This window comes from Streptomyces sp. NPDC057307 (genome assembly GCF_042667665.1).
Taxonomy (GTDB): domain Bacteria; phylum Actinomycetota; class Actinomycetes; order Streptomycetales; family Streptomycetaceae; genus Streptomyces.
Window position 1 is genome coordinate 35,934 of sequence record NZ_JBHUZM010000005.1, and the last position, 25,406, is coordinate 61,339.

At 70.5% G+C, this 25,406-nt stretch carries 26 protein-coding genes; 12 read left to right on the forward strand and 14 right to left on the reverse strand.

Translation table 11 applies throughout. The features are described 5' to 3' along the window. Positions 1 to 70: 70 nt before the first annotated feature. Positions 71 to 841 (reverse strand): SAM-dependent methyltransferase, encoded by a 771-nt coding sequence (locus ACFUN8_RS03315; RefSeq protein ID WP_383630646.1) that lies wholly within the window; start codon positions 839 to 841, stop codon positions 71 to 73. Between the two features lie 140 nt (positions 842 to 981). On the opposite strand from ACFUN8_RS03315, the gene ACFUN8_RS03320 reads away from it, so the two are divergent. Beyond that, positions 982 to 1,548: a DUF2199 domain-containing protein gene (locus ACFUN8_RS03320; RefSeq protein WP_383630649.1), complete on the forward strand. Its 567-nt coding sequence runs from the start codon at positions 982 to 984 to the stop codon at positions 1,546 to 1,548. 4 nt (positions 1,549 to 1,552) lie between these two features. Here ACFUN8_RS03320 and ACFUN8_RS03325 read toward each other — a convergent pair whose 3' ends face one another. Continuing rightward, the gene (locus tag ACFUN8_RS03325) at positions 1,553 to 1,903 is read right to left on the reverse strand and encodes a hypothetical protein (protein ID WP_383630652.1); all 351 of its coding nucleotides are present in this window, start codon (positions 1,901 to 1,903) and stop codon (positions 1,553 to 1,555) included. Between the two features lie 15 nt (positions 1,904 to 1,918). Between ACFUN8_RS03325 and ACFUN8_RS03330 the strand changes: the two genes are divergently transcribed. Both ACFUN8_RS03330 and ACFUN8_RS03335 read left to right on the forward strand, forming a co-directional pair. Further along, positions 1,919 to 2,248 carry a hypothetical protein gene (locus tag ACFUN8_RS03330; protein ID WP_383630655.1) on the forward strand — a complete coding sequence of 110 codons (330 nt, stop codon included), beginning with the start codon at positions 1,919 to 1,921 and terminating at the stop codon, positions 2,246 to 2,248. A gap of 93 nt (positions 2,249 to 2,341) precedes the next feature. Beyond that, a complete protein-coding gene (locus ACFUN8_RS03335; RefSeq protein WP_383630658.1) occupies positions 2,342 to 3,472 on the forward strand; it encodes a DUF4037 domain-containing protein in 1,131 nt (376 codons plus the stop codon). On the opposite strand, the gene ACFUN8_RS03340 is transcribed toward ACFUN8_RS03335, so the two are convergent. Further along, positions 3,462 to 4,733 (reverse strand): epoxide hydrolase family protein, encoded by a 1,272-nt coding sequence (locus ACFUN8_RS03340; protein ID WP_383630661.1) that lies wholly within the window; start codon positions 4,731 to 4,733, stop codon positions 3,462 to 3,464. The two genes, ACFUN8_RS03335 and ACFUN8_RS03340, sit on opposite strands and share 11 nt — an antisense overlap. A 71-nt stretch (positions 4,734 to 4,804) precedes the next feature. Between ACFUN8_RS03340 and ACFUN8_RS03345 the strand changes: the two genes are divergently transcribed. Both ACFUN8_RS03345 and ACFUN8_RS03350 read left to right on the forward strand, forming a co-directional pair. Continuing rightward, positions 4,805 to 5,686, forward strand: a complete 882-nt coding sequence (locus ACFUN8_RS03345) for a polysaccharide deacetylase family protein (RefSeq protein ID WP_383630664.1) — start codon at positions 4,805 to 4,807, stop codon at positions 5,684 to 5,686. A 43-nt stretch (positions 5,687 to 5,729) separates the two neighbouring features. Next, the gene (locus ACFUN8_RS03350) at positions 5,730 to 6,512 is read left to right on the forward strand and encodes a GNAT family N-acetyltransferase (RefSeq protein ID WP_383630667.1); all 783 of its coding nucleotides are present in this window, start codon (positions 5,730 to 5,732) and stop codon (positions 6,510 to 6,512) included. On the opposite strand, the gene ACFUN8_RS03355 is transcribed toward ACFUN8_RS03350, so the two are convergent. After that, positions 6,491 to 7,009: a GNAT family N-acetyltransferase gene (locus tag ACFUN8_RS03355; RefSeq protein ID WP_383630670.1), complete on the reverse strand. Its 519-nt coding sequence runs from the start codon at positions 7,007 to 7,009 to the stop codon at positions 6,491 to 6,493. The genes ACFUN8_RS03350 and ACFUN8_RS03355 overlap by 22 nt on opposite strands. A gap of 138 nt (positions 7,010 to 7,147) precedes the next feature. Between ACFUN8_RS03355 and ACFUN8_RS03360 the strand changes: the two genes are divergently transcribed. Further along, positions 7,148 to 7,573, forward strand: coding sequence for a cytidine deaminase family protein (locus ACFUN8_RS03360; RefSeq protein WP_383630673.1), 426 nt, complete (start codon positions 7,148 to 7,150; stop codon positions 7,571 to 7,573). Next, positions 7,573 to 8,499 (forward strand): aminoglycoside phosphotransferase family protein, encoded by a 927-nt coding sequence (locus tag ACFUN8_RS03365; RefSeq protein ID WP_383630934.1) that lies wholly within the window; start codon positions 7,573 to 7,575, stop codon positions 8,497 to 8,499. The genes ACFUN8_RS03360 and ACFUN8_RS03365 overlap by 1 nt, the downstream gene beginning before the upstream one ends. A gap of 28 nt (positions 8,500 to 8,527) precedes the next feature. Here the strand turns inward: ACFUN8_RS03365 and ACFUN8_RS03370 are convergent, their stop codons facing one another. Then, the gene (locus tag ACFUN8_RS03370; protein ID WP_383630676.1) at positions 8,528 to 10,594 is read right to left on the reverse strand and encodes a HelD family protein; all 2,067 of its coding nucleotides are present in this window, start codon (positions 10,592 to 10,594) and stop codon (positions 8,528 to 8,530) included. Between the two features lie 43 nt (positions 10,595 to 10,637). Next, a complete protein-coding gene (locus ACFUN8_RS03375; RefSeq protein ID WP_383630679.1) occupies positions 10,638 to 11,345 on the reverse strand; it encodes a TetR/AcrR family transcriptional regulator in 708 nt (235 codons plus the stop codon). 100 nt (positions 11,346 to 11,445) lie between these two features. On the opposite strand from ACFUN8_RS03375, the gene ACFUN8_RS03380 reads away from it, so the two are divergent. Together ACFUN8_RS03380 and ACFUN8_RS03385 are read left to right on the forward strand one after the other, a co-directional pair. Continuing rightward, positions 11,446 to 11,934, forward strand: a complete 489-nt coding sequence (locus tag ACFUN8_RS03380; RefSeq protein WP_383630682.1) for a MarR family winged helix-turn-helix transcriptional regulator — start codon at positions 11,446 to 11,448, stop codon at positions 11,932 to 11,934. 125 nt (positions 11,935 to 12,059) lie between these two features. Continuing rightward, complete coding sequence (locus ACFUN8_RS03385; RefSeq protein ID WP_383630685.1) at positions 12,060 to 13,553, forward strand: MFS transporter; 1,494 nt, start codon at positions 12,060 to 12,062, stop codon at positions 13,551 to 13,553. Here the strand turns inward: ACFUN8_RS03385 and ACFUN8_RS03390 are convergent. From ACFUN8_RS03390 to ACFUN8_RS03400, 3 genes are read right to left on the reverse strand one after another with little or no spacing between them, the layout of a single operon-like run. Beyond that, positions 13,534 to 14,067 (reverse strand): GNAT family N-acetyltransferase, encoded by a 534-nt coding sequence (locus ACFUN8_RS03390; RefSeq protein WP_382561449.1) that lies wholly within the window; start codon positions 14,065 to 14,067, stop codon positions 13,534 to 13,536. The genes ACFUN8_RS03385 and ACFUN8_RS03390 overlap by 20 nt on opposite strands. Positions 14,068 to 14,088: 21 nt before the next feature. Beyond that, entirely contained in the window at positions 14,089 to 15,627 is a 1,539-nt protein-coding gene (locus ACFUN8_RS03395; RefSeq protein WP_383630689.1) for a carboxylesterase/lipase family protein, read from the reverse strand. Beyond that, entirely contained in the window at positions 15,624 to 16,445 is an 822-nt protein-coding gene (locus ACFUN8_RS03400; RefSeq protein ID WP_383630692.1) for a TetR/AcrR family transcriptional regulator, read from the reverse strand. Before ACFUN8_RS03400 ends, ACFUN8_RS03395 begins: the two co-directional genes overlap by 4 nt. A gap of 122 nt (positions 16,446 to 16,567) precedes the next feature. Between ACFUN8_RS03400 and ACFUN8_RS03405 the strand changes: the two genes are divergently transcribed. Together ACFUN8_RS03405 and ACFUN8_RS03410 are read left to right on the forward strand one after the other, a co-directional pair. Continuing rightward, positions 16,568 to 17,554 carry an ATP-binding cassette domain-containing protein gene (locus ACFUN8_RS03405; RefSeq protein WP_383630695.1) on the forward strand — a complete coding sequence of 329 codons (987 nt, stop codon included), beginning with the start codon at positions 16,568 to 16,570 and terminating at the stop codon, positions 17,552 to 17,554. A gap of 10 nt (positions 17,555 to 17,564) precedes the next feature. Next, positions 17,565 to 18,335, forward strand: a complete 771-nt coding sequence (locus tag ACFUN8_RS03410) for an ABC transporter permease (RefSeq protein WP_383630937.1) — start codon at positions 17,565 to 17,567, stop codon at positions 18,333 to 18,335. Between the two features lie 3 nt (positions 18,336 to 18,338). Here ACFUN8_RS03410 and ACFUN8_RS03415 read toward each other — a convergent pair whose 3' ends face one another. The 4 genes from ACFUN8_RS03415 to ACFUN8_RS03430 form a co-directional block, all read right to left on the reverse strand. After that, positions 18,339 to 20,522, reverse strand: a complete 2,184-nt coding sequence (locus ACFUN8_RS03415; RefSeq protein WP_383630698.1) for a phosphotransferase family protein — start codon at positions 20,520 to 20,522, stop codon at positions 18,339 to 18,341. A gap of 142 nt (positions 20,523 to 20,664) precedes the next feature. Further along, complete coding sequence (locus tag ACFUN8_RS03420) at positions 20,665 to 21,588, reverse strand: GntR family transcriptional regulator (protein ID WP_383630701.1); 924 nt, start codon at positions 21,586 to 21,588, stop codon at positions 20,665 to 20,667. Positions 21,589 to 21,764: 176 nt separating this feature from the next. Continuing rightward, a complete protein-coding gene (locus ACFUN8_RS03425) occupies positions 21,765 to 22,466 on the reverse strand; it encodes an HAD family hydrolase (protein WP_383630704.1) in 702 nt (233 codons plus the stop codon). A gap of 266 nt (positions 22,467 to 22,732) precedes the next feature. Continuing rightward, positions 22,733 to 23,623: a winged helix-turn-helix domain-containing protein gene (locus ACFUN8_RS03430; protein ID WP_383630707.1), complete on the reverse strand. Its 891-nt coding sequence runs from the start codon at positions 23,621 to 23,623 to the stop codon at positions 22,733 to 22,735. Between the two features lie 268 nt (positions 23,624 to 23,891). On the opposite strand from ACFUN8_RS03430, the gene ACFUN8_RS03435 reads away from it, so the two are divergent. Next, a complete protein-coding gene (locus tag ACFUN8_RS03435) occupies positions 23,892 to 24,062 on the forward strand; it encodes a hypothetical protein (protein WP_383630710.1) in 171 nt (56 codons plus the stop codon). Between the two features lie 31 nt (positions 24,063 to 24,093). On the opposite strand, the gene ACFUN8_RS03440 is transcribed toward ACFUN8_RS03435, so the two are convergent. Continuing rightward, a complete protein-coding gene (locus ACFUN8_RS03440) occupies positions 24,094 to 25,341 on the reverse strand; it encodes a GNAT family N-acetyltransferase (RefSeq protein ID WP_383630712.1) in 1,248 nt (415 codons plus the stop codon). Positions 25,342 to 25,406: the final 65 nt, after the last annotated feature.

Here is a 25,406-nt window from a genome sequence, read left to right on the forward strand (position 1 = left end):
AACCACGGTATGCCTCAAATGCCCCGATGTGGAGAGCTTCGGAGCTTGGGGACGTTGGGAACGTGGGGAGCTAAGGCTTCCGTGCGACGAATCCCCACTGGTCCACGGGCTCGGGGTCCGGCTCGGTCGGGTTCCAGAGGGAGATGGGGCCGACAGGGGCGAGGAATTCGAGCCCGGCGCCGGTGGGCTCCAGCTGGGCCACCGTGCGGAGGTGGATCGGCGGGCCGCCGCCCGCCGCGTACGCCGCTGCCGCCGCCCGCATGTCCGGGGAGTCGTACGAGTCGCAGGTGGCGAGATAGCTGCCGGGCGCCATGGCGCGCATATAGCGCTGGGCGATCTCGCCCGCCTCGGTGGGGTTCTCGATGTGCCCGAGCATGGACAGCATCAGGACCGCGACGGGCCGGTCCAGGTCGAGGGTCCTGCGGGCTTCGTCGAGGATCTTCTGTACGTCGCGGACGTCACCGTCCACGTAGTCGACGGCGCCGTCGGGGGATCCGATGGCCATGAGCGCGCGGGCGTGTTCGATGACGGTCGGGTCGTTGTCGACGTACACGACGCGCGCGTCCTTCTCGATGGCCTGCGCCACCTCGTGCGTGTTCGGTTCGACGGGCAGCCCCGTGCCCAGGTCGAGGAATTGCGTGATGCCCGCCCGTGCGGTGTGGTCCACGACCCGCTCCAGGAAAGCGTGCGAAGCGCGAGCCGCCGCCGGGACGACAGGGAAACTGTGCCCGATCGCCTCGGCCAGCTCCCTGTCCGCCTCCGTGTAGACATGGCCCCCGCCCAGGCAGCACCAGGTGCCCGCCGACGACGGGCCTTTCGGCTGAAGGTCGCGCTCACTCATACAAGCCACTCTCTCCGCTCTCTCCGCCATCCGTTCCGCAGGCGCTCCGGGACTGGGCCGCCGAGGGCTGTGTCGTGACGTCCATGGCCCGATCGCGCTCCGATCCCTCACTGTCAGTGGCGGTCGGTACGCTCGCGGGCATGGTCAGTGAATTCGGCTTCACTTGCTCTTGCTGCGGGCAGCACCACTCCGAGCCCCCCATGAACTACTCCACCATGGCGCCCGACGTCTGGGACGAGAGCTGCGCCGACGACCCGGACAGCATGCTCTCCTCGGATCAGTGTGTCGTCAGAGCGCAGCATTATTTCGTCAAAGGTCTGATCGAGATACCCGTCATCGGCGGTGCCGAGTCCTTCTCCTGGGGTGTCTGGGTATCCCTGAGCGCGGACAACTTCGCGCGGGCGCTCAAGGTCTGGAACAGGCCGGGTCGTGAGTCCGAGGAGCCGTACTTCGGATGGCTGACCACCGAGCTGGGGCTGTACGCGCCCAGCACCATCAATCTGCGGACACACCTCCACACGCGTCCGCTCGGGCAGCGCCCCCTTGTCGAGCTGGAGCCGACCGACCATCCCCTGGCCGTCGAGCAGCGCACCGGGATCACGCCGGAGCGGATACGGGAGATCACCGAGGCCGTCCTGCACCCGGGCGGCCCGGACGGCTCGGGTGGCCCCGGCGGAGCCGGCAGCTCGGGCGCCTCCGGCAGCTGAAGCGTTACGCGTCGAGTACCGCCACTTCCACCTGCCCCAGGCGATCCTCGTCCGCGATGATGTCGATCTCGGTGACCCTGCCGTCGTCCGCGATCGTGAACGCGAGGACCAGAAAGAGCCGTCCGCCCGGAGCCATCACCAGTCCGGGCGACCCGTTCACCAGCGCGGGCCGGGTGAACCGGACACGTTCCGCGGCCATGGACGCGCCCTTCGCCACATTCCGCGCGCCACGGAGCACGATCGGCACGCGAGTGGGGCCCGCCGCGCGGTCGGCGCGGAGGATCACGTCCGAGTCGAGCAGCGCGACCAGCGCCTCGAAGTCCCCGCCCCGGGAGGCCGCGAGGAACGCATCCACGACCTGATCCTCACCATGACGCGCACGATGGCGAAACTGCCGGTGCTCCCATCCCCCGGCGGGCTGCGGATGCAGCCGGTCGACTCCCGCGACGTGGCGGCCCGGCTGGTGGAGCTGACCCTCGGCGAACCGGCCGGCCGGGTGGCCGACCTGACCGGGCCGAAGCTGTACGGGCTGAGCGAGCTGAGCCGCGGCTACCTCCGGGCGCGCGGCAAGCGCCGGCCGACGATGCCGGTCCGTGTGCCGGGCAAGATCGGCCGCGCGTACCGTGCCGGGGACAATCTGACCCTCGACGGGGCCGAGTCGGAAAGCGGACCTGGGAGGACTTCCTCGCGGAGCGGGTGACCAAGGGCGGTCACTGAGCCGGGGGTGGGACGGGGCCCGCACAGGGGGCCATATTGCGTGGCCGACGTCCGTTCCGTCCGGCACAGTGAGCCCGTGCACCCCCACCCCCGCCCCGACTTCATCCCCGGCCTCGACCTCTCACGCATCCTGTACGAGGAGGCGGTACGGCCCGTCCTCGACAGCGCGTATCCGGGGCTGCGCCACGCGGCCGCGCGCGTCGGCTCGGGCTCCGAGGTGCTCGGGTTCGACTCGGCCCGGTCCGCCGACCACGAGTGGGGGCCGCGCCTGAATCTGTTCCTCGCGCCGGAGGAGGCCGCCGAGCACGGGGCGGAGCTGCGCCGGCTGCTCGCGGTACGGCTGCCGAAGCACGTACGCGGCTGGCCCACGCACTTCCGTCGCCATGACCCCGAAGTCCCCATCGGCTTGATGGAGTTGACGGAGGGAGAGGTCGACCACCGGGTCTCGGTCGACGATGTCGGCAACTGGCTGCGGACCGAGCTGGGGGTGGCGGCGGCGGAGCCGTCCGTACGCGACTGGCTCGCCATGCCGCAGCAGCGCCTCGCGGAGGTCACCGGCGGCGCCGTGTTCCACGACGGACTCGACACACACGGCCTCGGCGGCACGCTGGGCGCGGCGCGGGCCCGGCTGGCCTGGTACCCCGATCAGGTGTGGCGCTATCTGCTGGCCTGTCAGTGGCAGCGGATCTCCCAGGAGGAGGCTTTCGTCGGCCGTTGCGCCGAGGCCGGGGACGACCTCGGGTCGGCGGTCGTCGCGGGGCGGCTGGTGCGTGATCTGATGCGGCTGTGCCTGCTGTTGGGGCGGACGTACGCCCCGTACAGCAAGTGGCTCGGCAGCGCCTTCGGACGGCTCGCCGTCGCCGAGGAGCTGACGCCGTCGCTGGCGGGCGCCCTGGCGGCGACGGAGTATCCGGTACGCGAGCGGCATCTCTGCGACGCGTACGAGTTCGTGGCCACGCTCCAGAACAGCACCGGTCTCGCGGACCCGGTGGACCCGGCGCGCCGGCCGTACCACGACAGACCGTTCCAGGTGCTGCACGCCGAACGCTTCGCCCGGGCACTGGCGGCGACCGTCACCCACCCCGAGCTGCGCGGCCTGCCGCTCACCGGCGGAGTGGATCAGTGGGCGGACAGTACGGACTTCCTCGGCCTGACCGGCCCCCGGCGCGCCACGGTCGACGCCCTCGCCCGCACCGTCACGCGATGACCTTGCGGAAGAACTCCCGTACGTCCGCCACCAGCAGCTCCGGCACCTCCAGCGCCGCGAAATGGCCGCCCCGGTCGTACGAGGTCCAGCGCGTGATGTTGTTCGTCAGGTCCGCGATGTGGCGCAGTGGGATGAAGTTGTCGTGCGCGAAGTCGGCCAGCGCGGTCGGGACCATGGACGGGTCGGGCGGCGAACCCCAGTACGGGGCGTGCGCCCGCTCGTAGTAGATGCGGGCGGACGAGCCGATGGTGCCGGTCAGCCAGTACAGCATCACGTTCGTGAGCAGTCGGTCGCGGTCGATGGCACCGTACGGGCGACCGTCCGCCGTGTCGGCCCACTCGTGGAACTTCTCGGCGATCCAGGCCAGTTGACCGACCGGCGAGTCCGTCAGGCCGTACGCCAGCGTCTGCGGGCGCGTCGACTGGATGTCGGCGTACCCCTGACGGTCCCGGGCGAACTCCCGCCCCCGCTCCCACGACGCCCACGTACGCCGGCGCTCCTCGGGGCTCAGCGGGGCCAGTTCCGCCTCGGTCGGCTCATGCGTCTGGCCGCCGCCCGGCAGCAGATTGAGGTGTACGCCGACGACGTTGCCGGGCCGGATACGGCCCAGCTCACGGGAGACGGCCGCTCCCCAGTCGCCGCCCTGGGTGCCGTACCGCTCGTACCCCAGCCGCTCCATCAGTACGGCGAACGCCCCGGCCACGCGCCGGAACTCCCAGCCCTGCTCCCGTGTGGGACCGGAGAGCCCGAAGCCGGGGATGCTCGGCAGCACCAGGTGGAACGCGTCGGCCGGGTCGCCGCCGTGCGCGCGAGGATCGGTGAGCGGGCCCGCCACGTCCGCGAACTCGACCGGCGAGCCCGGCCAGCCGTGCGTCATGATCAGCGGCGTCGCGTCCGGTTCCGGCGACCGGATGTGGGCGAAGTGGATGTTCGCGCCGTCGATCGTGGTGGTGAACTGCGGCCACCGGTTCAGCTCCGCCTCGGCCGCCCGCCAGTCGTACGTGTGCCGCCAGTGGTGCGCCAGCTCGCGGACGTGGTCGAGCGGGATGCCGTACGCCCAGCCCGCCCCCGGCAGTTCGTCGGGCCAGCGGGCGCGGTCGAGACGGTCGTGCAGATCGTCCAGGTCCCCCTGCGGGACGTCGATACGGAACGGGCTGACGGAGGAAGGGCGGGAGAGGTCTTGGCCGGACGGATCGGACAGGTCGGACGGGTCGCGGCCGGACGGGGCGCGGTCGGACGGATCGGGCAGGTCGGGGCTCATGGTCACGCATCGTATTTCCGGCCGCCCGCACAGCCGCACCCATTTTCGGCTTGACCCTCACACTGATGTCAATGTCTGAATCTGTGGCCATGGACAACGAACTCTTCGGCTACAGCCCGATCACCGAACGTCCCGCCATCCACTGGCCGAACGACGCCCGCATCGCCTTCTACGTGGGGCTCAACGTCGAGCACTACCAGGTCGACCGCCCCTCCACGAGCATCTTCGCGGGCACCGCCGGCCTGGCGCCCGACCCCTTGAACTACGGCTGGCGCGACTACGGCCCCCGGGTCGGTATCTGGCGGCTGATCGACAGCCTCGACCGGCACCACGTACGGGCGAGCGTGATGCTCAACTCCGACGTCGGCACCCGCTACCCGCAGATCGTCCGAGCGGGCCGCGACCGGGACTGGGCATGGATCGCGCACGGCAGGAACAACTCCATCTTCCAGGCCGACATGACGGTCGACGAGGAGCGCGCCTATCTCACCGAGGTGGTCGACACCATCGAGCGGGACACCGGCCGGCGCCCGCGCGGCTGGCTGGGTCCCGCGCTCACCGAGACGTTCCAAACCCCGGCGCTGCTGGCCGAGTTGGGCCTGAGCTATCTGCTGGACTGGTCGAACGACGACCAGCCGTACCGGCTCAACGTGCCCGGCCTGCTGAGCGTCCCGTACTCCATCGAGGTCAACGACATCAGTCTGTTCGTCGGCAAGAGCCTCAGCGGTCCGGACTTCGTGCGGATCGTCAAGGACCAGCTGGAGCAGTTGTATGAGGACGCGGCGGACAGCGGGCGGGTGATGTCGCTGGTGCTGCATCCGTTCGTCATCAACCAGCCGTTCCGGCACAAGTATCTCGACCAGGCGCTGGAGCACATCGCGAACCACCCGGGCGTCTGGCTGACGACGAGCGACGAGATCGCCGAGCACTACGCGGCCCACGCGGGGGGCTGAAGTCGGTCGCGCCGGGACGGCGTTCCGGCCTACCGTTCTCGGCATGGACCGGAAGACCGACGCGCCTTCGGCGGTGACCCACGCACGCGCCCTGTGGACCGAACTCGCAGGTGTGCCGGTCGAGTTCACCTCCCCCGCGGGCGTCGTGGTCGCGCCCGACTCGCTGCTCTGTCCGCCAGGCTGGGCCGGGATCGTACGGATCGGCGACGCCGCCGTCATCACCGCGCCGGACGCGCGGCGCGCCGAGGCGATGGGCGAGGCGGCACGGCGGCTGTCGTACGAGGAACTGGTCGACCCGGTCCGGCTCGGCGTGGCACTCGGCGGTACGGCTCCGCTGCTCGACGTGCTGGGGCCCGCCGCGCTCGGCTATCTGGAGCGGGGCCGGGACTCGTTCGTACCCGCGAAGGCGCGTCCCGAGGAGGTGACGGGCGGCACCGTCGAGCGGGCGGCGAACGGCACGAGCGCGCTCGACGCGCTGCTGGCCACGGTCGGGAAGGACGACGCGGACGAGGCCGGTCTGGACGAGATCACCTCACCGGCGTTCCTGCTCCGCGAGGGCAGACGCGGCGGTAGAGGTGAGGGCGGTGACGTGGTCGCGGCGGCCGGTTACGCGGCCTGGCCACGGTCGGTCGCCCACCTGTGCGTGCTGGTCGCCCCGCACCACCGGGGCCGGGGCCTGGCGACGATCGTGGCGTCGGCGGCGGTGTCGCACGCGCTCGACGCCGGTCTGCTGCCGCAGTGGCGGGCCCGGCCGTACTCCTCGCGGCGAGTGGCGGCGGCGCTCGGTTTCCGGGAGCTGGGCGCTCAGCTCAGCGTGCGGATATAGGTCGTTCCGGGGCGGTCGCTCAGCTCGATCTTGCCGGTGGTCACGAATCCCGTACGCTCCAGCACCGCGCGCGAGGCGGTGTTGTCGTCGGTCGTCTTCGCGCGAAGTTCCGTCAGCCCGTACGTCTCGGCGGCCAGCACACAGATCCGCCGGACGGCGTCCGTCGCCAGGCCCTTGCCGGCCGCCTTCTCGGCGATCCGGTATCCCAGTTCGGCCGAACCGTCCGCCACGTCGACGAGGTTGACGCGTCCGACCACCTCGCCCGTCGTACCGGCCGTCGTCTCCCCTGCCGTACCGCCGTCGCCGTTCACCAGCACATGGAAGTAGCACAGCCCGGTGGCCTGTTCGGCGAGAAGGTCCGCGTGCCGTTCGTCGAAACCGGTGAAGTACGCGTCACCCCGGTCGGGAATCGAGGCGGCGAAGTAGGCCCGGTTCTCCTTCTCGAACGCGAGCAGCGCGGGGGCATGGTCGAGACGGAGCAGCTGAAGTTCGGGCATGTCCGCACGGTAGCGGGCGGCGGCCGGATCGGCCCGCGAGTATTCGGCTCGGGAGCTTCGGCTCGGAACGCACGTCGAGGGCCGTGCGGCGGCATATTCGGTGGGGTCGGCAGCCGCCCGCGAGTACCGTTCCGTCCCGTGACTGCTGACCTCGATCATGACCTGGATCATGGACCGGCCGAACTCGTCGACGCCGCGACCCGCCTCGTCGTGGCCCACGCCAAGGGCGACGACCACACCGTGGCCTGCGCCGCCCGCGACCGTGACGGCCGGATCGTCACCGGTATGAACGTGTACCACTTCACCGGCGGCCCCTGCGCCGAGCTGGTGACCATCGGCGCGGCCGCGGCCGTCGGCGCGTACGACCTGGTCACCGTCGTGGCGGTCGCGAGCGACGGGCGGGGGGTGCTGCCGCCGTGCGGGCGCTGCCGGCAGGTGCTGCTGGACTACTTCCCGCGGATCGAGGTCGTCGTGAGGACGGAGAACGGTCTGCGGGCCGTGCCGGTACGGGAGCTGCTGCCGTACGCCTACGAGGCCGCCGAGAACGGGACGGACCCCACATGATGCACGCCGACGAGGTGCCGACCGATATCGCTCTTGTACGCAGGCTGCTCGCCGCGCAGTTCCCGCACTGGGCCGGGCTGCCCGTCGAGCCCTTCCCGTCCAGCGGCACCGTCAACGCCGTGTACCGGCTCGGCGACGACATGACCGTACGGCTCCCCCGGATCGAGGGCGGCGTCGAAGACCTGGCGAAGGAACAGCGCTGGCTGCCGTGGCTCGCCCCGCAGCTCCCGGTCCCCGTCCCCGTCGTCCTCGGCGCGGGCACGCCCGCCGAGGGCTACCCCTGGCCGTGGTCGGTCTACCGCTGGCTCGACGGTGCCCACCCGGAGGCCGGGCACCTCACCGAACCCGGCCTGCTGGCAACGGACTTGGCCGACTTCGTCCTGGCGCTGCGCCGGATCGACGCCACGGACGGGCCGCCCGCCTACCGGACGGGGCCGCTGTCCGCGCACGACGACGGGGCGCGCGCCGCGATCGCCCGGCTCCGCGAGCTGGGCGGGCTCATCGACGCCGAGGCGGCGACGGCGGCGTGGGAGGTGTCGCTGCGAGCGCCCGTGTGGGACGGCCCGCCTGTCTGGCTCCACTCCGATCTGATGCCGGGAAATCTCCTGGTGGAGGGCGTCGACGGTGCCGGAAGTGCCGGCGGCGTCGGCGGCGGACGGCTCGGTGGCGTCATCGACTTCGGCACCGTGGGGGTGGGTGAACCCGCCTCCGACCTGATCCCCGCGTGGAATCTGCTCCCGGCCGGCGTACGGGACGACTTCCGTACCGCCCTGGACGCCGACGACGCGACCTGGGCGCGCGGGCGCGGCTGGGCGCTGCTGATGGCGCTCAACCAGCTCCCGTACTACCTCCACACGAACCCGCCCCTCGCGGCGAACGCACGCCATGTGATCGCCGAGGTCCTGGCCGATCACGCCATGTCCTAGGGGCGGGCCCGCCGCCGGCTCCGCACGCCTAGAACGGCAGCTCGGCGCTGTGCAGCACATGCAGCCGCGACACCGCCCGTGTGAGCACCACGTACAGCCGGTGCGCGCCGCGTCGTTCGGCGGCCGCGATCGTGGCCGGCTCGACAGCGACGACGTGGTCGTACTCCAGGCCCTTGGCGAGCGAGGCGGGCAACAGCGTGACGCGGGCGCCCAGTTCACCGGGGGCGGGGGCCGCGGGCGCCAGACCCGCCCCGGTCAGCGCCTCGCGCAGGCGCGCGATGTCGGGGTCGGCCGCGATGACGGCGATCGACCCCTCGTACGGCAGCGCCGCGCGTACCGCCTCGACCACGGCCGCGCCCATCCCCGCCGCCTCCGGCACCTTCTCGATGCGCAGTTCGCCGTCCGCGCGCAGGGACCGGGCGGGCGGCAGCTTCACCTCCAGGGTGCCGAGCAGCCGGTTCGTCAGCGAGACGATCGCGCCGGGTACCCGGAAGCCGACGGTCAGTTGAGCGATCGACGCGTCGGGCGCCCCCAGATGCGCGAGGTGTTCCCGCCAACTGCGGGCGGCCCACGGGGTGGTGCCCTGCGCCAGGTCGCCGAGCACGGTCAGCGAGCCGAATCCGGCGCGGCGGGCGATGGCGCGGCACTGCATCGGGGAGAGGTCCTGGGCCTCGTCCACCACGATGTGGCCGTAGCTGTCCTGGCGTTCGAGAAGCCCGGCCACCTCGTCCAGCAGGAGCAGATCGGCGGCGGACCACGGGGCCGTACGCGCGGAACGGGGCCGCGCCCAGGTCAGCGCGCGCCGCTCGGCCGGGTCGAGGATGCCGTCGGCGGCGACGGCGGGATCCGCCAGCAGCTCCGCGACGACCTCCTCCGGGCTCACCTTCGGCCAGACCTCGTCCACGAACGCGGAGACCGGCCGCGCGCGGGAGATCTTCTGGAGCCAGGCGTTGCTCTTGACGCCCGAGCGCCGTTCGGCCTGCTGCTGGATCAGCCGTACGGCGCGGGTGCGGACGCGCTCGCGGCCGATCGCGTACGGCGGCGCCTCCTGCCGTACGTCGGCGACGATCCGCTCCAGGTCGGCGACCGGCAGCCGCCAGCGGTACGAACCGTCCGGCACCTCAAGGGAGTTGGCGGGTGCGCGCACCCGCCCGTACAGCGCGCGGCGCAGCACGGCCGCCATCCGTACGTCGTGTTTGACGAGCGCGGCGGCCTCGTCGTCCTCGGCCCGGACCGGGTGGCGGGCGACCTCGTCCTCCACCGTCGACTGGCGGACGCCCGTCTCGCCGAGGGAGGGCAGCACCTCGGCGATGTAGGAGAGGAACGTGCGGTTCGGCCCGAGGATGAGCAGTCCGCCGCGCTTGATCCGGTCGGGGTGGGTGTAGAGGAGGTACGCGGCGCGGTGCAGGCCGACGGCGGTCTTGCCGGTGCCGGGGGCGCCCTGGACGCAGACGGAGACGGCGAGTTCGTCCCGTACGAGATCGTCCTGCTCGGGCTGGATGGTGGCGACGATGTCGCGCATGGGGCCGACGCGCGGACGCTCGATCTCACCGGCGAGGATCGCGCCGGGGGCCGAACCCGGGCCGGCCGCCGCACCGGTACCTCCGGCCGCCTGGAGGGATTCGTCCTCCAGGCCCGTCAGGTCCTCCGACACGCCCTTGCTCCACGGCGCCCAGCCGAACCGGCGGCGGACGGCCACGCCGCGCGGATCGGCGGCGCGGGCCTGGTAGAACGCCCGCGAGACCGGGGCCCGCCAGTCGATCACCAGGGGTGGGGACGCGGGGTGTTCGCTGATCCGGATGCGGCCGATGTGATAGCTCTGCCCGGCGTGATCGCCGGCGCCCGGCCCGAAGTCCAGGCGTCCGAAGAACAGCGGGCCGTCCGGAAGTTCGGCCAACTCCTTTGCCTGGCTGCGGAATTGGTAACCGAGGACTTCCGCGTCCGCCCCGGAGGCGGAGACGTCGGCGCCGGTGGCGACCCGTTCCTCGGCGCCGTCGATCATGCCCTTCAGGGCCGTACGGCAGCTGTCGTGGTAGGTCCGCTCTTCGCCGAGCGCGCGGCTCAGCTCATGGTCGAGAGGGTCGAGTGACGTCATTCCATCGAGAATAACGCAACCGAGTAACGTTTATTACCGAGATTCAGTTTGTGGGCGAGAGGAAGGTGAGCCCGTCCCGCAGCTGCCCGAACCCCAGCTCCGCCGCCGCCACCGCGTCCGGATACACCCCGTCGGCACTTTCGCCCGCCGCGATCCGCCGCCAGTTCTCCTCGGCGAGTACGCGCTGTACGGCGACGATCTGGCCGGCCGCGAGCCGCGCGGCGACCACCGGCGCCGCGACCACCGGCCCGCCCGGGCGGCGCGCCCTCGCCGACGCCCCTGTCAACGCGCTCGCCAGCACGGCCTCCGACCGGCCCTGATAGGCGTACGCCCGCGCGACCAGCGAGGGAGTCCCGTACAGCAGACCGTGGAAGGCGAGCACCCGTGGATCGTCGTTGAGCCCGGTCACCGGGTCCCGGCGGGCGAGCCCGTCCGCGAAGTGCCGGTGCAGCGCCTCCAGCGGCGCCCCCGCACCCGCACCCGCACCCGCGACCACCCGCGCCGCCTCGTCCTCGTGGTCGGCGAACCGGTGCAGGACCAGGTCCTCCTTGGCGGGGAAGTAGCGGAAGAGCGTCGGCTTCGAGACGTCGGCGGCAGCGGCGATCTCGGCCACCGACACCTTCTCGAAGCCTCTCTCCAGGAAGAGCGCGATCGCCGTCTCGGACAGCCGCTCGTACGTCTGCCGCTTCTTGCGCTCGCGCAGACCGTCCGCGGCACCCGCCGTCCCCGCCGCGCCCGTCGTCTCGTCCATGGGGATGAAGGGTACGCAGCACACCGAAGCCCGCATCTGAGCCCGCCCCAAATCCCCTTCCGGATAATCCGCCACGGACCGAATTGTTACGCTCGTGAGCATGACCGCCATGACACCCACCCGTACCGAACCGGACCTCTCCTACCTCCTCGACCACACCAGCCATGTCCTGCGCACCCGGATGTCGGCCGCGCTCGCCGAGATCGGGCTGACCGCGCGGATGCACTGCGTCCTGGTGCACGCCCTGGAGAAGGAGCGCACCCAGATCCAGCTCGCCGAGATCGGCGACATGGACAAGACCACGATGGTCGTCACCGTCGATGCCCTGGAGAAGGCCGGACTCGCCGAGCGCAAGCCGTCCAGCACGGACCGGCGCGCGCGGATCATCGCGGTCACGGAGGAGGGCGCGCGGCTCGCCGTGCGGAGCCAGGAGATCGTCGACGGCGTGCACCGGCAGGCGCTGTCAGCCTTCTCCGACGTCGAGCGCGAGACCTTCCTGCGCTTCATGAACGGGCTGGCCGAGGGGGAGTTGGCCGCTCCGTCCGAGACTCCGGGGACGGCGAGGCGGGCACGCCAGCGCGAGAAGTAGCCGTCGGCAGCACAGAAACCACCGAAGGCCAAGGAACTTCCGAGAGAGATAGTCTGCAACGGAACTATCCGTTAGAGTTCTTTCCTGTTGCCCCATCAAGGGCGATCCATCGACAGGAGAGACCCATGTCCGCAGACACAGGCGCAAACCCGGCACTCACCACCCCACCCCGGACCTCACGCCGCACCCGCGCACTCGCCCTCGGCGTCCTCGCCTCCGGCATGCTGATGATCGTCCTCGACGGCTCCATCGTCACCGTCGCGATGCCCGCCATCCAGGACGACCTGGGCTTCTCCCCCGCCGGTCTCAGCTGGGTCGTGAACGCCTACCTGATCGCCTTCGGCAGCCTGCTGCTCCTCGCGGGCCGGCTCGGCGACCTGCTGGGACGCAAGCGCATGTTCCTCGCGGGCACCGGTGTGTTCACCGCCGCCTCTCTCCTGGCGGGCGCCGCGACCTCCCCCGCCGTACTGATCGCGGCCCGCTTCCTGCAAGGCGTCGGCAGCGCGATGGCGGCGGCGGTCAGCCTCGGCATCCTCGTCACGCTGTTCACCGAGCACGGGGAACGGGCCAGGGCCATCGCCGTCTTCAGCTTCACCGGCGCGGCCGGGGCGTCCATCGGCCAGGTGGTGGGCGGGCTCCTCACCGACGCCCTGAGCTGGCACTGGATCTTCTTCATCAACCTGCCGATAGGGCTCGCCGCCCTCGCCCTCGCCGTCCGGGTACTGCCCGGCGACGTACTGCCCGCCGGCAGAGGTACGGGCAAGAGCACGGGCAGAGGCACGGGCAGAGGCCGCGGCCTCGCCGCCGGCGCCGACGTCATCGGCGCGCTGCTCATCACGGCCGGGCTGATGCTGGGCATCTACACGGTCGTCAAGGTCGAGCAGTACGACTGGGTCTCGGCCCACACCCTGGGTCTCGGCGCCGTCGCGCTCGCCCTGATCGGCGCGTTCGTCGCCCGCCAGGCGACCGCCGGGACCCCGCTCCTGCCGCTGCGGATCTTCCGTTCACGCAACGTCGTCGGGGCGAACGTCGTCCAGATGCTGATGGTCGCCGCGCTGTTCTCGTTCCAGATCATCCTGGCGCTGCACCTGCAGCGGGTGCTCGGCTACGACGCGGCCGAGACCGGCCTCGCGATGCTCCCGGCCGCGGTCGTCATCGGCGCCGTGTCGCTGGGGGTCTCCGCCCGCCTCAACGCCCGCTTCGGCGAGCGGAACGTCCTGCTGACCGGCCTCCTGCTGCTGATCACGCTCCTCGTACTGCTGAGCCGGGTGCCCGCGGACGCCGACTACGCGACCGATCTGCTGCCGCTGATGCTGCTGGCCGCCGGTTTCGGGCTCGCCCTGCCGGCGCTGACGTCGCTCGGGATGTCCGGCGCGGGGGAAGCGGACGCGGGGCTGGTGTCGGGGCTGTTCAACACGGCGCAGCAGATCGGTGGCGCGGTGGGTGTCGCCGTCCTGTCGACGCTGGCCGCCTCGCGGAGCGAGAGCCTGCTGGCGGACGGCGCGAGTGGGGCCGCGGCGCTGACCGGCGGCTACCACCTGGCCTTCGGTGTCGGGGCCGGACTGCTGGTCAGCGCGTTCGTGGTGGCGTTCGTGGTGCTCAGGCCTCGTACTCGGTGAGGTCGATGGAGTGGATGTTCAGCGCGAAGCCGTACTCCGGGTGCTTCGTCTCACGGTCGAGGACCAGGTCCAGCTTGCGCAGCACGTTCTCGGACTCGTCGTTGCCCATCCGGTTGACGGCGACGACCCGCTCCAGACCCCGGTCCTGGAGGGCGAACTCCAGCACGGCGTGGGCCGCCTCGGAGGCGTAACCCTGGCCCCAGAACTGGGCGCCGAGCCGCCAGCTGATCTCCACGTCGGGCAGCACCTCGGGCAGGTACTCGGGGACGGAGAGGCCGGCGAAGCCGATCATCTCTCCCGAGGCGAGCAGTTCGATCGCGAAGAGTCCGAAGCCCTCCTCGTCCCACTCCTCCTCCCAGCGCTCGATGTCCTCGGCCGTCTCGTCGAGGTCGCGGACCGAGCCGTCGCCGATCCAGCGCATGACCTGCGGGTCCGAGTTGATCTCGGCCATGGCGGCGAGGTCGTCGTCGGTCCAGCGGCGGAGGAGGAGGCGGGGCGTGCGGATCTCGGTCATGCGCCCCATCCTGTCAGGAGTTCAGGGATGCACGAGCGAGTAGTCGGCCGTACGCCACGCCGCACGGAAGCCGTCGTACGCACCCGGCGCACCTCCCTCGTCACCCGCGCCCCAGATCCGTACGGTGTCCGTCCCCCAGCCAGGCTCACCCGTCGCGGCGAAGTCCGCCCACGCCCGCACCATGCGGCGCGACAGCTCGTGGTCCTCGGCCGTCGGCGGGCCGCCGATGAGGAACGCGACCTCAGGGAGGTCGACGGTGCCGAAGGCGAACGGGACGTCGGCGCAATGCCAGGGGCGTACGACTCCGTCCGCCGTCACCGCTCCTTCTTCCGTCACGGCTCCCTCTTCCGTTACGACTCCGCCTGCCGTGCCGCGCTTCCTGGCGAAACGGGAGAGGTACGTCCTGCGGCCCGCGCCGGCGTGCCGCTCCGCGAGGCGGCTGCTGTACTCGCCGAAGGACATGTCGCCGTAGATCGCGAGGTACACGTCGAGCACCGGCGCGTCGGGCAGCAGCGCCCGATACGCCGGTACGAGATCGTCGGGCAGCCCGAAGTCCTTTGCGAACGTGGTCAGTTGACTCTCCGTCGTGATCTTCTTGCTGCTGCCGACCGCGTCCGGCAGCCAGTACTCCTCCGTCGTGTGGCAGACCAGCAGATCGACATCCGCGCGGTGCGCCGCACCGACGGCGAGGGGGTCGGCGGGCAGCAGGACCCCGTCGGCGACCGGACCGTAGAGCACCGGGTCGTAGTGGCGGGCGCCCGCCGACGGGTCGTCGCGGAAGGCGGCGACGACCCGGTCGGACGCGCGGACCAGGTCGGACGGCGACGCGGCCGTCAACCCGGCCGCCGTGGGCGGGACTTCGGCGGCCGCCGCGACGAGGCGTGTGGTGTCGGCGGCGAGTCGGGGCGAGTAGACCGGGCCGACCACGCTGTGGGCGATGGCGCGGTGGAACAGCCCGCGCGCCCGTTCCATCACCGTCAGACAGGCGATGGACGCCGCGCCCGACGACTGCCCGGCGACGGTGACGTTGGCGGGGTCGCCGCCGAAGGCCGCGATGTTGTCGCGTACCCACTCCAGGGCGGCGATCTGATCGAGCAGACCGCGGTTCGCCGGGAACTCGGAGCCGTCGGATGCCGGGATGTGGCCGAACCCCTCGAAGCCGAGCCGGTAGTTGAGGGTGACGACGACCAGTCCGGCGCGGACCAGCGCCGTACCGTCGAAGTCGGGCTGGGCGGACGAGCCGAAGGTGTAGGCGCCGCCGTGGATCCAGACGAGCACGGGCCGTTCACCGGCTGAGCTGCTCGTCCAGATGTTCAGGCTCAGCACGTCCTCGTCGCCGGGCGACCACGTCGGCGCGCCCGGCAGTTCGGCGGACTGCGGCGCGACCGGACCGAAGGCGACGCACTCCCGGATGCCCTGCCACGGGCGCGCGGGCCGGGGCGCCTTGAACCGGTCGGGGCCGAACGGCGGTGCGGCGTAAGGGATGCCGAGCACCGCGACGACGCCGGGGGCGGTTCTGCGGCCCCGTACCCGCCCGTTGACAGTCGAGAAGAGACTCACCCGGCCGTACTCCGTCCACCCACACCGCTGTCCCCGCCGCGCTCCCGCACCAGCAGGTCGATACCGTCCAGCATCCGTTCGAGTCCGAAGATGAACTCGTGGTCGGGGCTCTCCGGTTCGTCCGGGACGTCCATCACACCGGCCGCCAGCATCTCCGCGACGGACGGGTAGCGCGCCGGGTCGGCCAGCTTCTGCATCGTGCGCCCGTATCCGGCGAGTACGTCCTCCGCCGACCTGCCGCTCGCCGTCACGGCGGCGGCCAGGTCCGCCATCAGCGCCGCCTCGTTCCGCACATAGCCGTTGACCATCAGCATCACCGACAGCTTCTCGCCCCAGTCGAGCCGGGTCCCCTCCAGCGCGACCAGCCCCCACTCCCACCAGGCCACCATCCGGGGCGTGGCGGGCGGGCTGGAGACGGGGATACGGAGCGCCCACAGGTTCTCGTAGATGATCCGGCGCATCGCCCACGCCCAGTCCGCCATCGCCGTACGCCAGTCGGTGCCCGGTGCGGGCGGCGCCGGCGGGTCGCCGATGATCGCCTCCTGCATCAGCACGTACAGCTCGTCCTTGGCGGCCACGTACCGGTAGAGCGACATCGGGGAGACACCGAGCTTCTTGGCGACGCGGCCCATCGAGACGGCGGGCAGCCCCTCCGTGGCGGCGACGGTGACGGCCGTGTCGACGATCCGCGCCAGGCTGAGGCCGGGCTTGCGCCCCTTCGTCGGGCGCTCGCGCAGTCCCCAGGCGGCTTCGATGCTGGCAGGCAGCCCCGTACCGCCGTCGTCGCCGTCACTGCCGCCGCCGTTCTCGTCCGTCACGTCTCCGCCTTCCCCGCTCACACTCCCGCTTGACGCCATCCTAGTTATGCGTAACCCTTACACATCAAGCGTAAGGGTTACGCATAAATGTATCAACGACGCGCGACGGAGGAGCGACGCCCATGAGCCCACCCATGAGCCCGCCCATGCCCCCCAAGCAACGAGCGATCAGCGCCATCGGCCTGGAGAAGTCCTACGGGCGCGGCGACCAGCGGGTGAAGGTGCTCGACGGCATCGACCTGTCCGTCGAGCGCGGCACGGTCTTCTCCCTGCTCGGCCCGAACGGCGCGGGCAAGACGACCGCCGTACGGATCCTCGCCACGCTCGCCGACGCCGACGGCGGTACGGCGCGGGTGGCCGGTTACGACGTACGGACCCAGCGGCGCCAGGTGCGCCGGGCCGTCAGCCTGACCGGCCAGTTCGCGTCGGTCGACGAGAAGCAGACCGGCGAGGAGAACCTGCGCATGATGGCGCGCCTCGGCGGCCTGCCACGCGCGGCCGCGCGCCGCCGGGCCGCGGAGCTGCTGGAGCGGTTCGACCTCACGGCCGCGGGCCGGCGGCTCGTGGGCACGTACTCGGGCGGTATGCGGCGACGGCTCGACCTGGCCGCCGGGCTGGTCGGCAGGCCGGAGGTCATCTTCCTGGACGAGCCGACGACCGGGCTGGACCTGCGCAGCAGGCAAGAGCTGTGGCAGGTGGTGCGCGATCTGTCGGCGGAGGGCTCCACGGTCTTCCTCACCACCCAGTATCTGGAGGAGGCCGACCAGTTGTCGGACCGTATCGCCGTACTCGACGGCGGCCGGCTGGTCGCCGAGGGCACCGCGACGGAGCTGAAGGGCCGGGTCTCCGGGCACCGCCTCGACCTGGTGGCCGCCGACGCGGCGGCGTACGAGCGCCTCGCGCCGCTCGCCGTACAGCGGTCGCCCGACACACTGACGCTCGGCCTGCCGACGGACGGTACGGCGGCGCGCGTACGGGCGCTGCTGGACGAGATCGATCCGGAACGCCGGGACGTCGTCAGCTTCGCCGTGCACAGCGCGACGCTGGACGACGTGTTCATGGCCCTGACGGGCCGCGGGAAAACCATCGAGGAGCCGACCCGTGTCTGACGCCGCGACGATGTCCCCGGCGGGCCGGGCGCTGAACAACTCCCTTGTCATGACGGCGCGTTCGATCCGCCTCAGCACCCGCAACGTGGACGCGGTCTTCACCTCGCTGATGCTGCCGGTCATGCTGATGCTGATCTTCGTCTATCTCTTCGGCGGCGCGATCAGGACCGGTACGGGCGAGCCGTACGTCTCCTACGTCGTGCCCGGCGTCCTGCTGCTCTGCGCCGGTTTCGGCTCCTCCGGCACGGCGGTGAGCGTCAACGAGGACCTGAAGGGCGGCATCATCGACCGGCTGCGCTCCCTGGACGTCGGCGGCGCGTCGATCCTGGCCGGCCATGTCGCCGCGAGCACCGTCCGCAACGCCGTCTCGACGGTCCTGGTCCTCGGCGTGGCCCTCCTGATCGGCTTCCGCCCGTCCCCGACCCTCCCGGCCGCCCTGGCGGCGGCGGGCCTGCTGCTCGCCTTCATCGTGGCGATCTCCTGGCTGGCGGCGGTGGTGGGCCTGCTCACCAAGTCCCCCGAGGCGGCGGGCTCGTTCTCGTTCTTCATGATGTTCCTGACCTACCCGAGCAGCACGTTCGCCCCGATCGACACGATGCCGACCTGGATCCACGCCTTCGCCTACAACCAGCCGGTCACACCGGTGATCGAATCCCTCCGCGGCCTCCTCCTGGGCGAGCCGGTGGGCTCGGACCCATGGGTGGCGCTGGCGTGGTGCGCGGGGATTCTGCTGGGGGCGCTGGGGCTGTCGGGGCGGCTGTTTAGGAGACGGACGGCGTGAGACTCAGCCGCCGGCCCCGATCAGGTCACCGCCGGGCAGCGCCCGCGCGAGATACGGATGGGCGAGATGCCTGGCCCGCAGCCCCAGCGAGGCGGTGGCCCCGGAGAGCGTCAGGGAGTACGAGTCGACCGCCCTGCGCACGTTGGGCGCGTCGAGGCTCACGCCGGTGAGCAGCCGGTCCAGGTCGATGTAGGCGGAGCGGACGATCTCCATCCAGCGGTAGAACCGCCAGTCCTCCTCCCAGCCCTTGGTGTACGAGGAGTCCAGCTTTCTGTGCCACCGGCGGAACATCCGCTCTCTGATCTGCGGGCTGTGCGGGGTCAGATGGAGATGCCGGACGAGGTCGTAGAGAGGATCGCCGACCATCGCCATCTCCCAGTCGATGATCGTCAGGCTGTCGTGTGTCTCGTTCCTGATGAGATTCCAGGGGTTGAGGTCACCGTGCAGCAGCGCGGGGGTCCGATGGAGGACACACCTCCGCCCCAGAAGAAGCTCCCGCAGCCGGTCCGCGTTGGGCAGCCCGAGCACGGCTGCCAGCCGGAGCGACTCCCTGGGCAGGTCGGCGACCATCTCGATGAGCCGACTGCTGAGCCACTGGTAGAAGTCGTCGTACACGGCGTCGGGATCGACGGTCTCCGTCGCCACCCCGGTGAGTGCGCACAACTGGTCGACCAGATCGTCCGCCTCGCGCAGACTGAGCCCGTTGACGGGATGCTCGGCCGGATGTGTACCTCCGACCGCCCCGACGTAGGAATGGATGACGAACTGGTCGTTGAAGTTGCTGATGCCACGCGCCAGGACCTCCGGAGCGCGCACGCTGGGCCGCACGGGTTTCAGCGCGTGGAGTACAAGGTGCTCGTCGAGGAAGCGGCGCTCCCGGCGATTGCTGTCGTCGAGCCTGCGCCGTACGACCACGGTCCCACCGTCCCGGCCGGCCCTGACAACGGTGTTGAGGTGCCCGGTGCCCTTGAAAACCTGCTCGGCCCCTGCCGTCCCCTCCGCCGCCAGCGCCTGTGAGACTGCTTCCAGGGGGTAGCCGCTCCACCGATGGACCTCCTCGTCGGCCACCCAGGGCACGCCGCCGACGGGATACAGCACCCGGGCCGCCCGGCCCGGCTGCGCCGTGTGCCAGCGGTAGAGGGCCTTGCTGATCTCCGTGGCCCCCACGACGCCGCTGAGCCTCAGCGGGCCACGCGCCAGTTCGAGCGCCGCCTGCACCGCTTCGGTGGCTCGCTCAAGACCGACGGGCTCGGCGGCGACACCCAGCGACTGGGCCGCACGCATCACATCCGGATAGACGGACTGGGCGCGCTCGAAATCCACGTAGTGCTGAAGGTCCGTCTCCAGACCGTTCACAGCCTCCGGGCGCGTGTCACGCATCGCCAGCGACCACGCTTCCTTGACGTCGTCCCACTGATGCTCCGGATAGCGCATTCGCACAAGGTGGGTGGCGAGGTCGTGCAGCGGATCCCCGTAGGACGCCAGCTCCCAGTCGACGCAGATCAACGGCGCCTTGGGCTTGAAGTAGGAGAGGATCACATTGTCGCGGTGCAGATCCGTGTGCAGGAGGCTGAACGGCCTCGCGAACATCGCGGGGATTCGCTCGGCGAAACCGCCCAGGGCTCCCTCGGGCACACCGAGAGCCGCGAACAGACCGCCGAAGACGGCCCGGTTGGGCCACCGGACCTGCTGGTCCGTCAGCACCGCGAGGGTCCGCAGAAAGGAACGAGTCGCGCCGTCCCGCGGCCAGAAGGCGGGCAGCTCCGGCAGATGTGCCCTGCGGACGGCCGCCAACTCGGCCAGCATGCCCGCCAACGCCTGGAGCAGTCGGGCGTCGAGAGGCCTGCCGTCGGAGCAGATGGTGGAGAGCGGAACACCCTCCACATAGCTGTGTACGGCGAACTCGTCCATCCTGACGAGGCATTCGGGGACGTACTTCAACCGGCCCTTGATCGAGCCGAGGATCGCGGACTCGTCCAGCCAGGTCCGCAGCACCACCGGCAGCACATCCGGATGCCTGCGCCGCAGCATGACCTGCGCTCCGGGCTCCAGATTCAGTGGAGCCGCCAGCCTCTCGGGCGGCGCGACCAGATAGTTCTCGTTGTGATGGCCTCGCTGTCGGACACCCTTTTCCAGGGCGTACCGCACGAAGTTGTTGTACGGATCCAACCGCGCGTTTTCGGACACCTATGCTCTGCACCTCACGGGGGACTGCCCACTGAGACGGTGCTGGGTGAATGACCGACAGCCGGTGGGATGCACATCCTAACCACCAACCCACTGATCACATGCGTCACTTGGATCAGAACACAACCAACCAGGCGAGCGATTACTCCAGTCGTGTCGACGGTGACTGTACAGATGAATCCTCGCCAAGTATTGCCCAGTGCTTGTCGAACCACGTTTGCGCGGAATCAACAAAAAGCGACCCCTGGGATTCCTCCTGGTCTTTCACGTAGTGGAAGAGCGTCGCGCCGAGTCCCAGAACGTCGAGGGCCTCGACCTCCTCGCCGTCGTCGAGTCGCATCGCCCGTTCCGTCAGCACATACAGGCCGTGCAGCGCCTGGGTCTCGTTGAGCAGGTAGAGCTTGAAGGTGGGCGTGAAGGGCACCGTCCTGACCTGGACGTCCACCGCGTTCACCAGATTCTCCGTCTGGAGATCCTCCAGGGCGGCCCGCAGGGAGTCCGTATGCAGTCGGGTGATGCGGCGCAGCCGGGCGAGGGGTCTCACGTCCTCCGTGTTGTTCTTGTCCCTCAGCCGGGGGTAGGCGAGCGTGCTGCTCTGCGCCGGCAGGAGCAGCCTCACCGAGATGCTCTTCGGGTGAATCTCCTCGTTCCGTACCCGTTCCGCCTGGAGCCGGATGTGCGTGTGCAGTGATTCGGAGGTGAGCGTGGCCACGTCCAGCGTGACGTCCTGAGCCTCGAACGCCTCCGCGATGAAGGGTCCGAGCGCCGGACGGCCGCTGTGCGTGGGCAGCGCGGAGCTGGTGTGTACGTGCTGCCGCTCCTCGGTCTGCGCACTGAGCACCCGGGATCCGATGCCCTGTCTCGACTCGATCACTCCGTCCGCGATCAGCACGCGCAGCGCCCGCTGGACGGTGTCACGCGAGACACCGAACTGCACCACCAGTTGACGCTGGGTCGGCAGATAGTGGCCCACGGGATGTATCCCGTCGCCGATCTCCGCCCGCAGCGCATCGGCGATGCGCTGGAACTCCCAGCCCTCACTGCCTTCGAACCGGCCAGCTTCCATGACCCGACCGTACAACTCCGGACCGGTTGGCACCCAGACTTTCAGCCAACCCACCACTGGAAAGCCCTAAGCCGTTAACCGATCAGTCAAAGAGGGGACCAATAAGGCAACTTGACCGACCTGATCGCCAGTTGACTGGCCAGCAGGTTCGAATGAAGGAGGGGTCAGCCATGTCGCTACTCTCCCTGCGCCTGGCCGACCACGTCCAGCACCTGCCCCATCGACGAGACGATGGTGGTCGCGCCCGCGCTCAGCAGCAGTTGGCGCTTCCGCTCGTTGCGCGCGTAGCCGACGAAGGCGACGCCCGCCTTCCGGGCCGCGATGCAGTCCGCGGAGGTATCCCCGATCATCAGTGCTCGCTCCGCGACGACCCCCGTGGAGTCGAGGGCCCGCAGCAGACAGTCCGGATCCGGCTTGAGCCTGAGCAGATCCCGCGTACGGCCGTGGATGTGTTGCCCGAAGCGGTCGGCCAGTCCACGAGCAGTCAGGTAACGCTCCACCACGGAGGCCGAGTTGTTGGTCGTGATGGCCAGCGCGAAGTCGCGCGCCCGAAGGCCCCGTATCAGCTCGTCCGCGGCCGGGGTGGCCTCCGCCGTCTCCGTGGCAAGCAGCTCATGCCTGGTGAGTTCGGCCTCCAACTCGGCGAGGAACCCACTGCCCGGAGCGGTGAGGGCGACCGCGCGCAGCACCGCGTGGGGGTCGCCCGAGCGGGCCTCCTCCTCGGTCAGCAAGCCTTCCCGTCCTTGCCGGCGGAGCCAGTCCACCAGATCGGCGGCCACACCGTCGGCGGGATACCCGGCGAACAGCCGGCAGACGGGGCCGTCGAAGTCGAAAAGCACGCATGTTGCCGAATCGAAGAGTTCGCGCAGGTCAGCCACATCGTTCCGTCCGTCGAGAACAAGTCAGTAACTACGCGGGAAAGGACCGGCACTTTCCCCTTCCTGTACGGGACGTCATTCGTACCCACCAGCTGTTCGAGCGGCCGCTCCTCCGAGGGGCGGTCCTGGGCGTCGGCGGAAACACACAAGAACGCTACCGCGTGGCTGCCGAATACGGCCCCAACAGCCCCCGGGCCCCCTTGTCTTGCCGACAACCACGGCCAACTCCACACACCGAAGCGCCGCCGGCCGGGAAACGGCCGGCGTCAGCCCAGGTTGAGGTCGGTGGCGATGGTTGTCCACAGCGCGTCGAACCAGGCCTGCGACTGCACCACGAACGCGTGGTCCCGATGAGGCTGCCGGGCGTCCGCCCCGAACGAGAAGAGCGGCGACTCGCCCCCCAGCGCGTCGTACATCGCGACCGGCTGCCGGTTGATCTGCTCTTCACGCTCCGTCACGCGGTAGTACGCGAACAGCGCCTCCGTGCCGTTGAGGAGATACAGCTTCACCGGCGGCGTGAAGGGCAGCGCCTTGAACTGCACGTCCACGTCGATGCCGTGCGCCGCGCCCAGCCCCCGCAGATGGTCGCTGAGGACGGTCCCGTGCGCGTTGCGCATCCTGAGCCAGCGACGGTGGACGGGATCGGCCTCCTCGGGACTGCTGATCATTCGGGGAAAGGCCAGATCGATGTCCCGGTTGGGCATCAGCACGCGCACCGTGACGGTGGCGGGCATGGATTCCCGGGTGTGGACGAGCCTGCGCTGCTCGCCGAGGGCCGCACTCAGGGACTCCGCCGTGAGGCAGAGGGCATCTATCCGCACGTCGGCGGCGCCGAAGGCCGCGCTGATCCGGGGTCCCAGCGCGACCATCGTCTCCCGGGGGGTGCCGTCCGCCGCCTCCGTACGGGCGGAGCGGTCGGCGACGCGGGCCGGGGAACCTCGGGTGACCTCGGTGAGCAGCCCCTCCTGCTGGAGGATCTTCAGGGCCTGCCGGACCACACTGCGCTGCACCTCGAACTCCACGACCAGGGCGGCCTGCGTCGGCATGGCCTCGCCGACTCCGAGTTCGCCGGACTCGATCCGCGCACGGAGAACCTTCGCCACGGCGTCCGACGTGGGCTTCTCCGTGCCGTTCAGTGCACTGCGTTCAGGGTTCACACAAGAACGTTACAACTTATGGCCATCTCGCGTCAGGCACAACGGAGTTGGTTATTCTCTCCATTTCTTGGGAACAACTTCAGTAGTTGGTAACCAAGCTGATGAACTTGGCGGAATTACTCGCTCCACTCGTCGCACGCACTCGTATCCGCACCCGGCCCCGTCCGCCGTCGTACGGGCTCGCCCCACGCGCTTCCAGTCGCGTCCCTCACGCTTCGTGCCACGCCTCGCACAACTCTGAGTCACCACTCTGCCTGGAGGGGCCGTCATGCCTGTCTTCACCTTCGTACTGGAGCAAGCCGTCCAGCTGAAATACGGCGTCTTAGGGGCGGGAGCCTTCCTCATGCTCACCGGCGGCATCAGGTTCAGGAACTCGACCTGCGCCGGCATCGGCGCCGTCGTGCTGGCCCTGTTGGTCATGCAGCCGGGAATGGGCTGATCCCTCGGAACACGCCTCGGCCCGCCGCCCGTCAGAACCCGTCCGGGCACCAAGGCCGTCGCGACGTGCGGAACAGCGTGTCCGTCCGGGAGGCCGCTCCCGGCTTCTCCTCCGTCACCGTGCCCAGCGCCGACAGCCGTACCGCCGACTCGTCGCCCAGGTACAGCGCCCCCAACTCCCGCACGTCCAGCGTCAGATCGGCCGACTCGGTCGTCGGTACGCAGGTCGTGCCCGACGGGGACGTGTCCAGGCGGTAGCGGCCCGAGGCCAGGGACGAGCGGTCGTGGACGGCCAGGACCAGGGTGCCGGCGGCCGCGTACGTGCGGGACTCCAGCGCGCGTACGGTGTCGAGGATCCGCACCCACAGGTAGTCCGCCTGCGTGACGATCCTCGCCGCGCGCGGGTCAGGGAGGAAGAGCGGCAGCAGGTCGTCGGGGGCCCGGTAGCCGGTGCGGACCGTGGTGATCCAGTCGATCGAGCAGACGTAACGCCACAGCGCCCGCTCCGCCGCCGTCGTCACGGCGATCGCGTCGAGCACCGTCGCCGTGTTCAGCGGCTGCTTGGCGTCGCCCCACACCTCGTCCGCCCGGTACGTCAGCAGGCCCTCGACCTCGCCCGACGCCGAGCGGTACACCGCGTAGAACGGTTCGCTCCAGGATGCGCCGTGCGAGGTGGCCAGGCCCGTGTGGACCCGCCACCAGCGCTCGTTGCGGCTGATCACGCCGTGCCGGAGGGAGCGCAGCCGGTCGTGCAGTTCGGGGCCCAGTTTCCGTACGTCCTCGCCGTCGACCAGGTCCACCCGGCCCCCGTCCTCCGGCCGGCCGGACGCGCGCGGGTCGAGGCCCGCGCGGGGCACGTCGATCGACCAGTCGGTGATCCAGGCGGCCGGGCCGAAGCCGTACCGCCCGTAAATCGGGTACTCCGCCGCGATCAGCGTGGACACGACGTCGCCGCGCTCCTTCGCCTCCGCCAGATCGTCGTTGATCATGCGGCTGAGCAGCCCGCGGCGGCGGTGCGTGGCCGAGACCGTGACGTTGGAGATCGCACTGGCCGGCAGCGGGGCGCCGCCGACGGCGGTCAGTTCCTGCGGGAAGGTGCGGTACGTCGCCACGCAGCGGCCCTCGTCGAACGCGCCCCGCATACGGCGCACGTCCATGTACGCCCGGCGGTCCTCGACATCCTCCTCGCTCACCGCGGGCGACCTGAGGAAGCCGGTGTTCAGGGCGCGGAGCCAGGCGGGCAGATCGGAATCGCTGATCACTCGGACGTCGATGGCCATGCTCGTACGCTAAACACAGGCGGGGTGGAAAGTCCTGCGGATTTCCCCCGGTCCGGCGAGGACGA

Excerpts from the sequence above, each read along its gene's own strand:
- ACFUN8_RS03315 (WP_383630646.1), bottom strand. The coding sequence starts at position 841 with ATGAGTGAGCGCGACCTTCAGCCGAAAGGCCCGTCGTCGGCGGGCACC.
- ACFUN8_RS03320 (WP_383630649.1), top strand. The coding sequence starts at position 982 with ATGGTCAGTGAATTCGGCTTCACTTGCTCTTGCTGCGGGCAGCACCAC.
- ACFUN8_RS03330 (WP_383630655.1), top strand. The coding sequence starts at position 1,919 with ATGACGCGCACGATGGCGAAACTGCCGGTGCTCCCATCCCCCGGCGGG.
- ACFUN8_RS03340 (WP_383630661.1), bottom strand. The coding sequence starts at position 4,733 with ATGAGCCCCGACCTGCCCGATCCGTCCGACCGCGCCCCGTCCGGCCGC.
- ACFUN8_RS03345 (WP_383630664.1), top strand. The coding sequence starts at position 4,805 with ATGTCTGAATCTGTGGCCATGGACAACGAACTCTTCGGCTACAGCCCG.
- ACFUN8_RS03350 (WP_383630667.1), top strand. The coding sequence starts at position 5,730 with ATGGACCGGAAGACCGACGCGCCTTCGGCGGTGACCCACGCACGCGCC.
- ACFUN8_RS03355 (WP_383630670.1), bottom strand. The coding sequence starts at position 7,009 with ATGCCCGAACTTCAGCTGCTCCGTCTCGACCATGCCCCCGCGCTGCTC.
- ACFUN8_RS03365 (WP_383630934.1), top strand. The coding sequence starts at position 7,573 with ATGCACGCCGACGAGGTGCCGACCGATATCGCTCTTGTACGCAGGCTG.
- ACFUN8_RS03370 (WP_383630676.1), bottom strand. The coding sequence starts at position 10,594 with ATGACGTCACTCGACCCTCTCGACCATGAGCTGAGCCGCGCGCTCGGC.
- ACFUN8_RS03375 (WP_383630679.1), bottom strand. The coding sequence starts at position 11,345 with ATGGACGAGACGACGGGCGCGGCGGGGACGGCGGGTGCCGCGGACGGT.
- ACFUN8_RS03380 (WP_383630682.1), top strand. The coding sequence starts at position 11,446 with ATGACCGCCATGACACCCACCCGTACCGAACCGGACCTCTCCTACCTC.
- ACFUN8_RS03385 (WP_383630685.1), top strand. The coding sequence starts at position 12,060 with ATGTCCGCAGACACAGGCGCAAACCCGGCACTCACCACCCCACCCCGG.
- ACFUN8_RS03390 (WP_382561449.1), bottom strand. The coding sequence starts at position 14,067 with ATGACCGAGATCCGCACGCCCCGCCTCCTCCTCCGCCGCTGGACCGAC.
- ACFUN8_RS03405 (WP_383630695.1), top strand. The coding sequence starts at position 16,568 with ATGAGCCCACCCATGAGCCCGCCCATGCCCCCCAAGCAACGAGCGATC.
- ACFUN8_RS03410 (WP_383630937.1), top strand. The coding sequence starts at position 17,565 with ATGTCCCCGGCGGGCCGGGCGCTGAACAACTCCCTTGTCATGACGGCG.
- ACFUN8_RS03420 (WP_383630701.1), bottom strand. The coding sequence starts at position 21,588 with ATGGAAGCTGGCCGGTTCGAAGGCAGTGAGGGCTGGGAGTTCCAGCGC.
- ACFUN8_RS03435 (WP_383630710.1), top strand. The coding sequence starts at position 23,892 with ATGCCTGTCTTCACCTTCGTACTGGAGCAAGCCGTCCAGCTGAAATAC.
- ACFUN8_RS03440 (WP_383630712.1), bottom strand. The coding sequence starts at position 25,341 with ATGGCCATCGACGTCCGAGTGATCAGCGATTCCGATCTGCCCGCCTGG.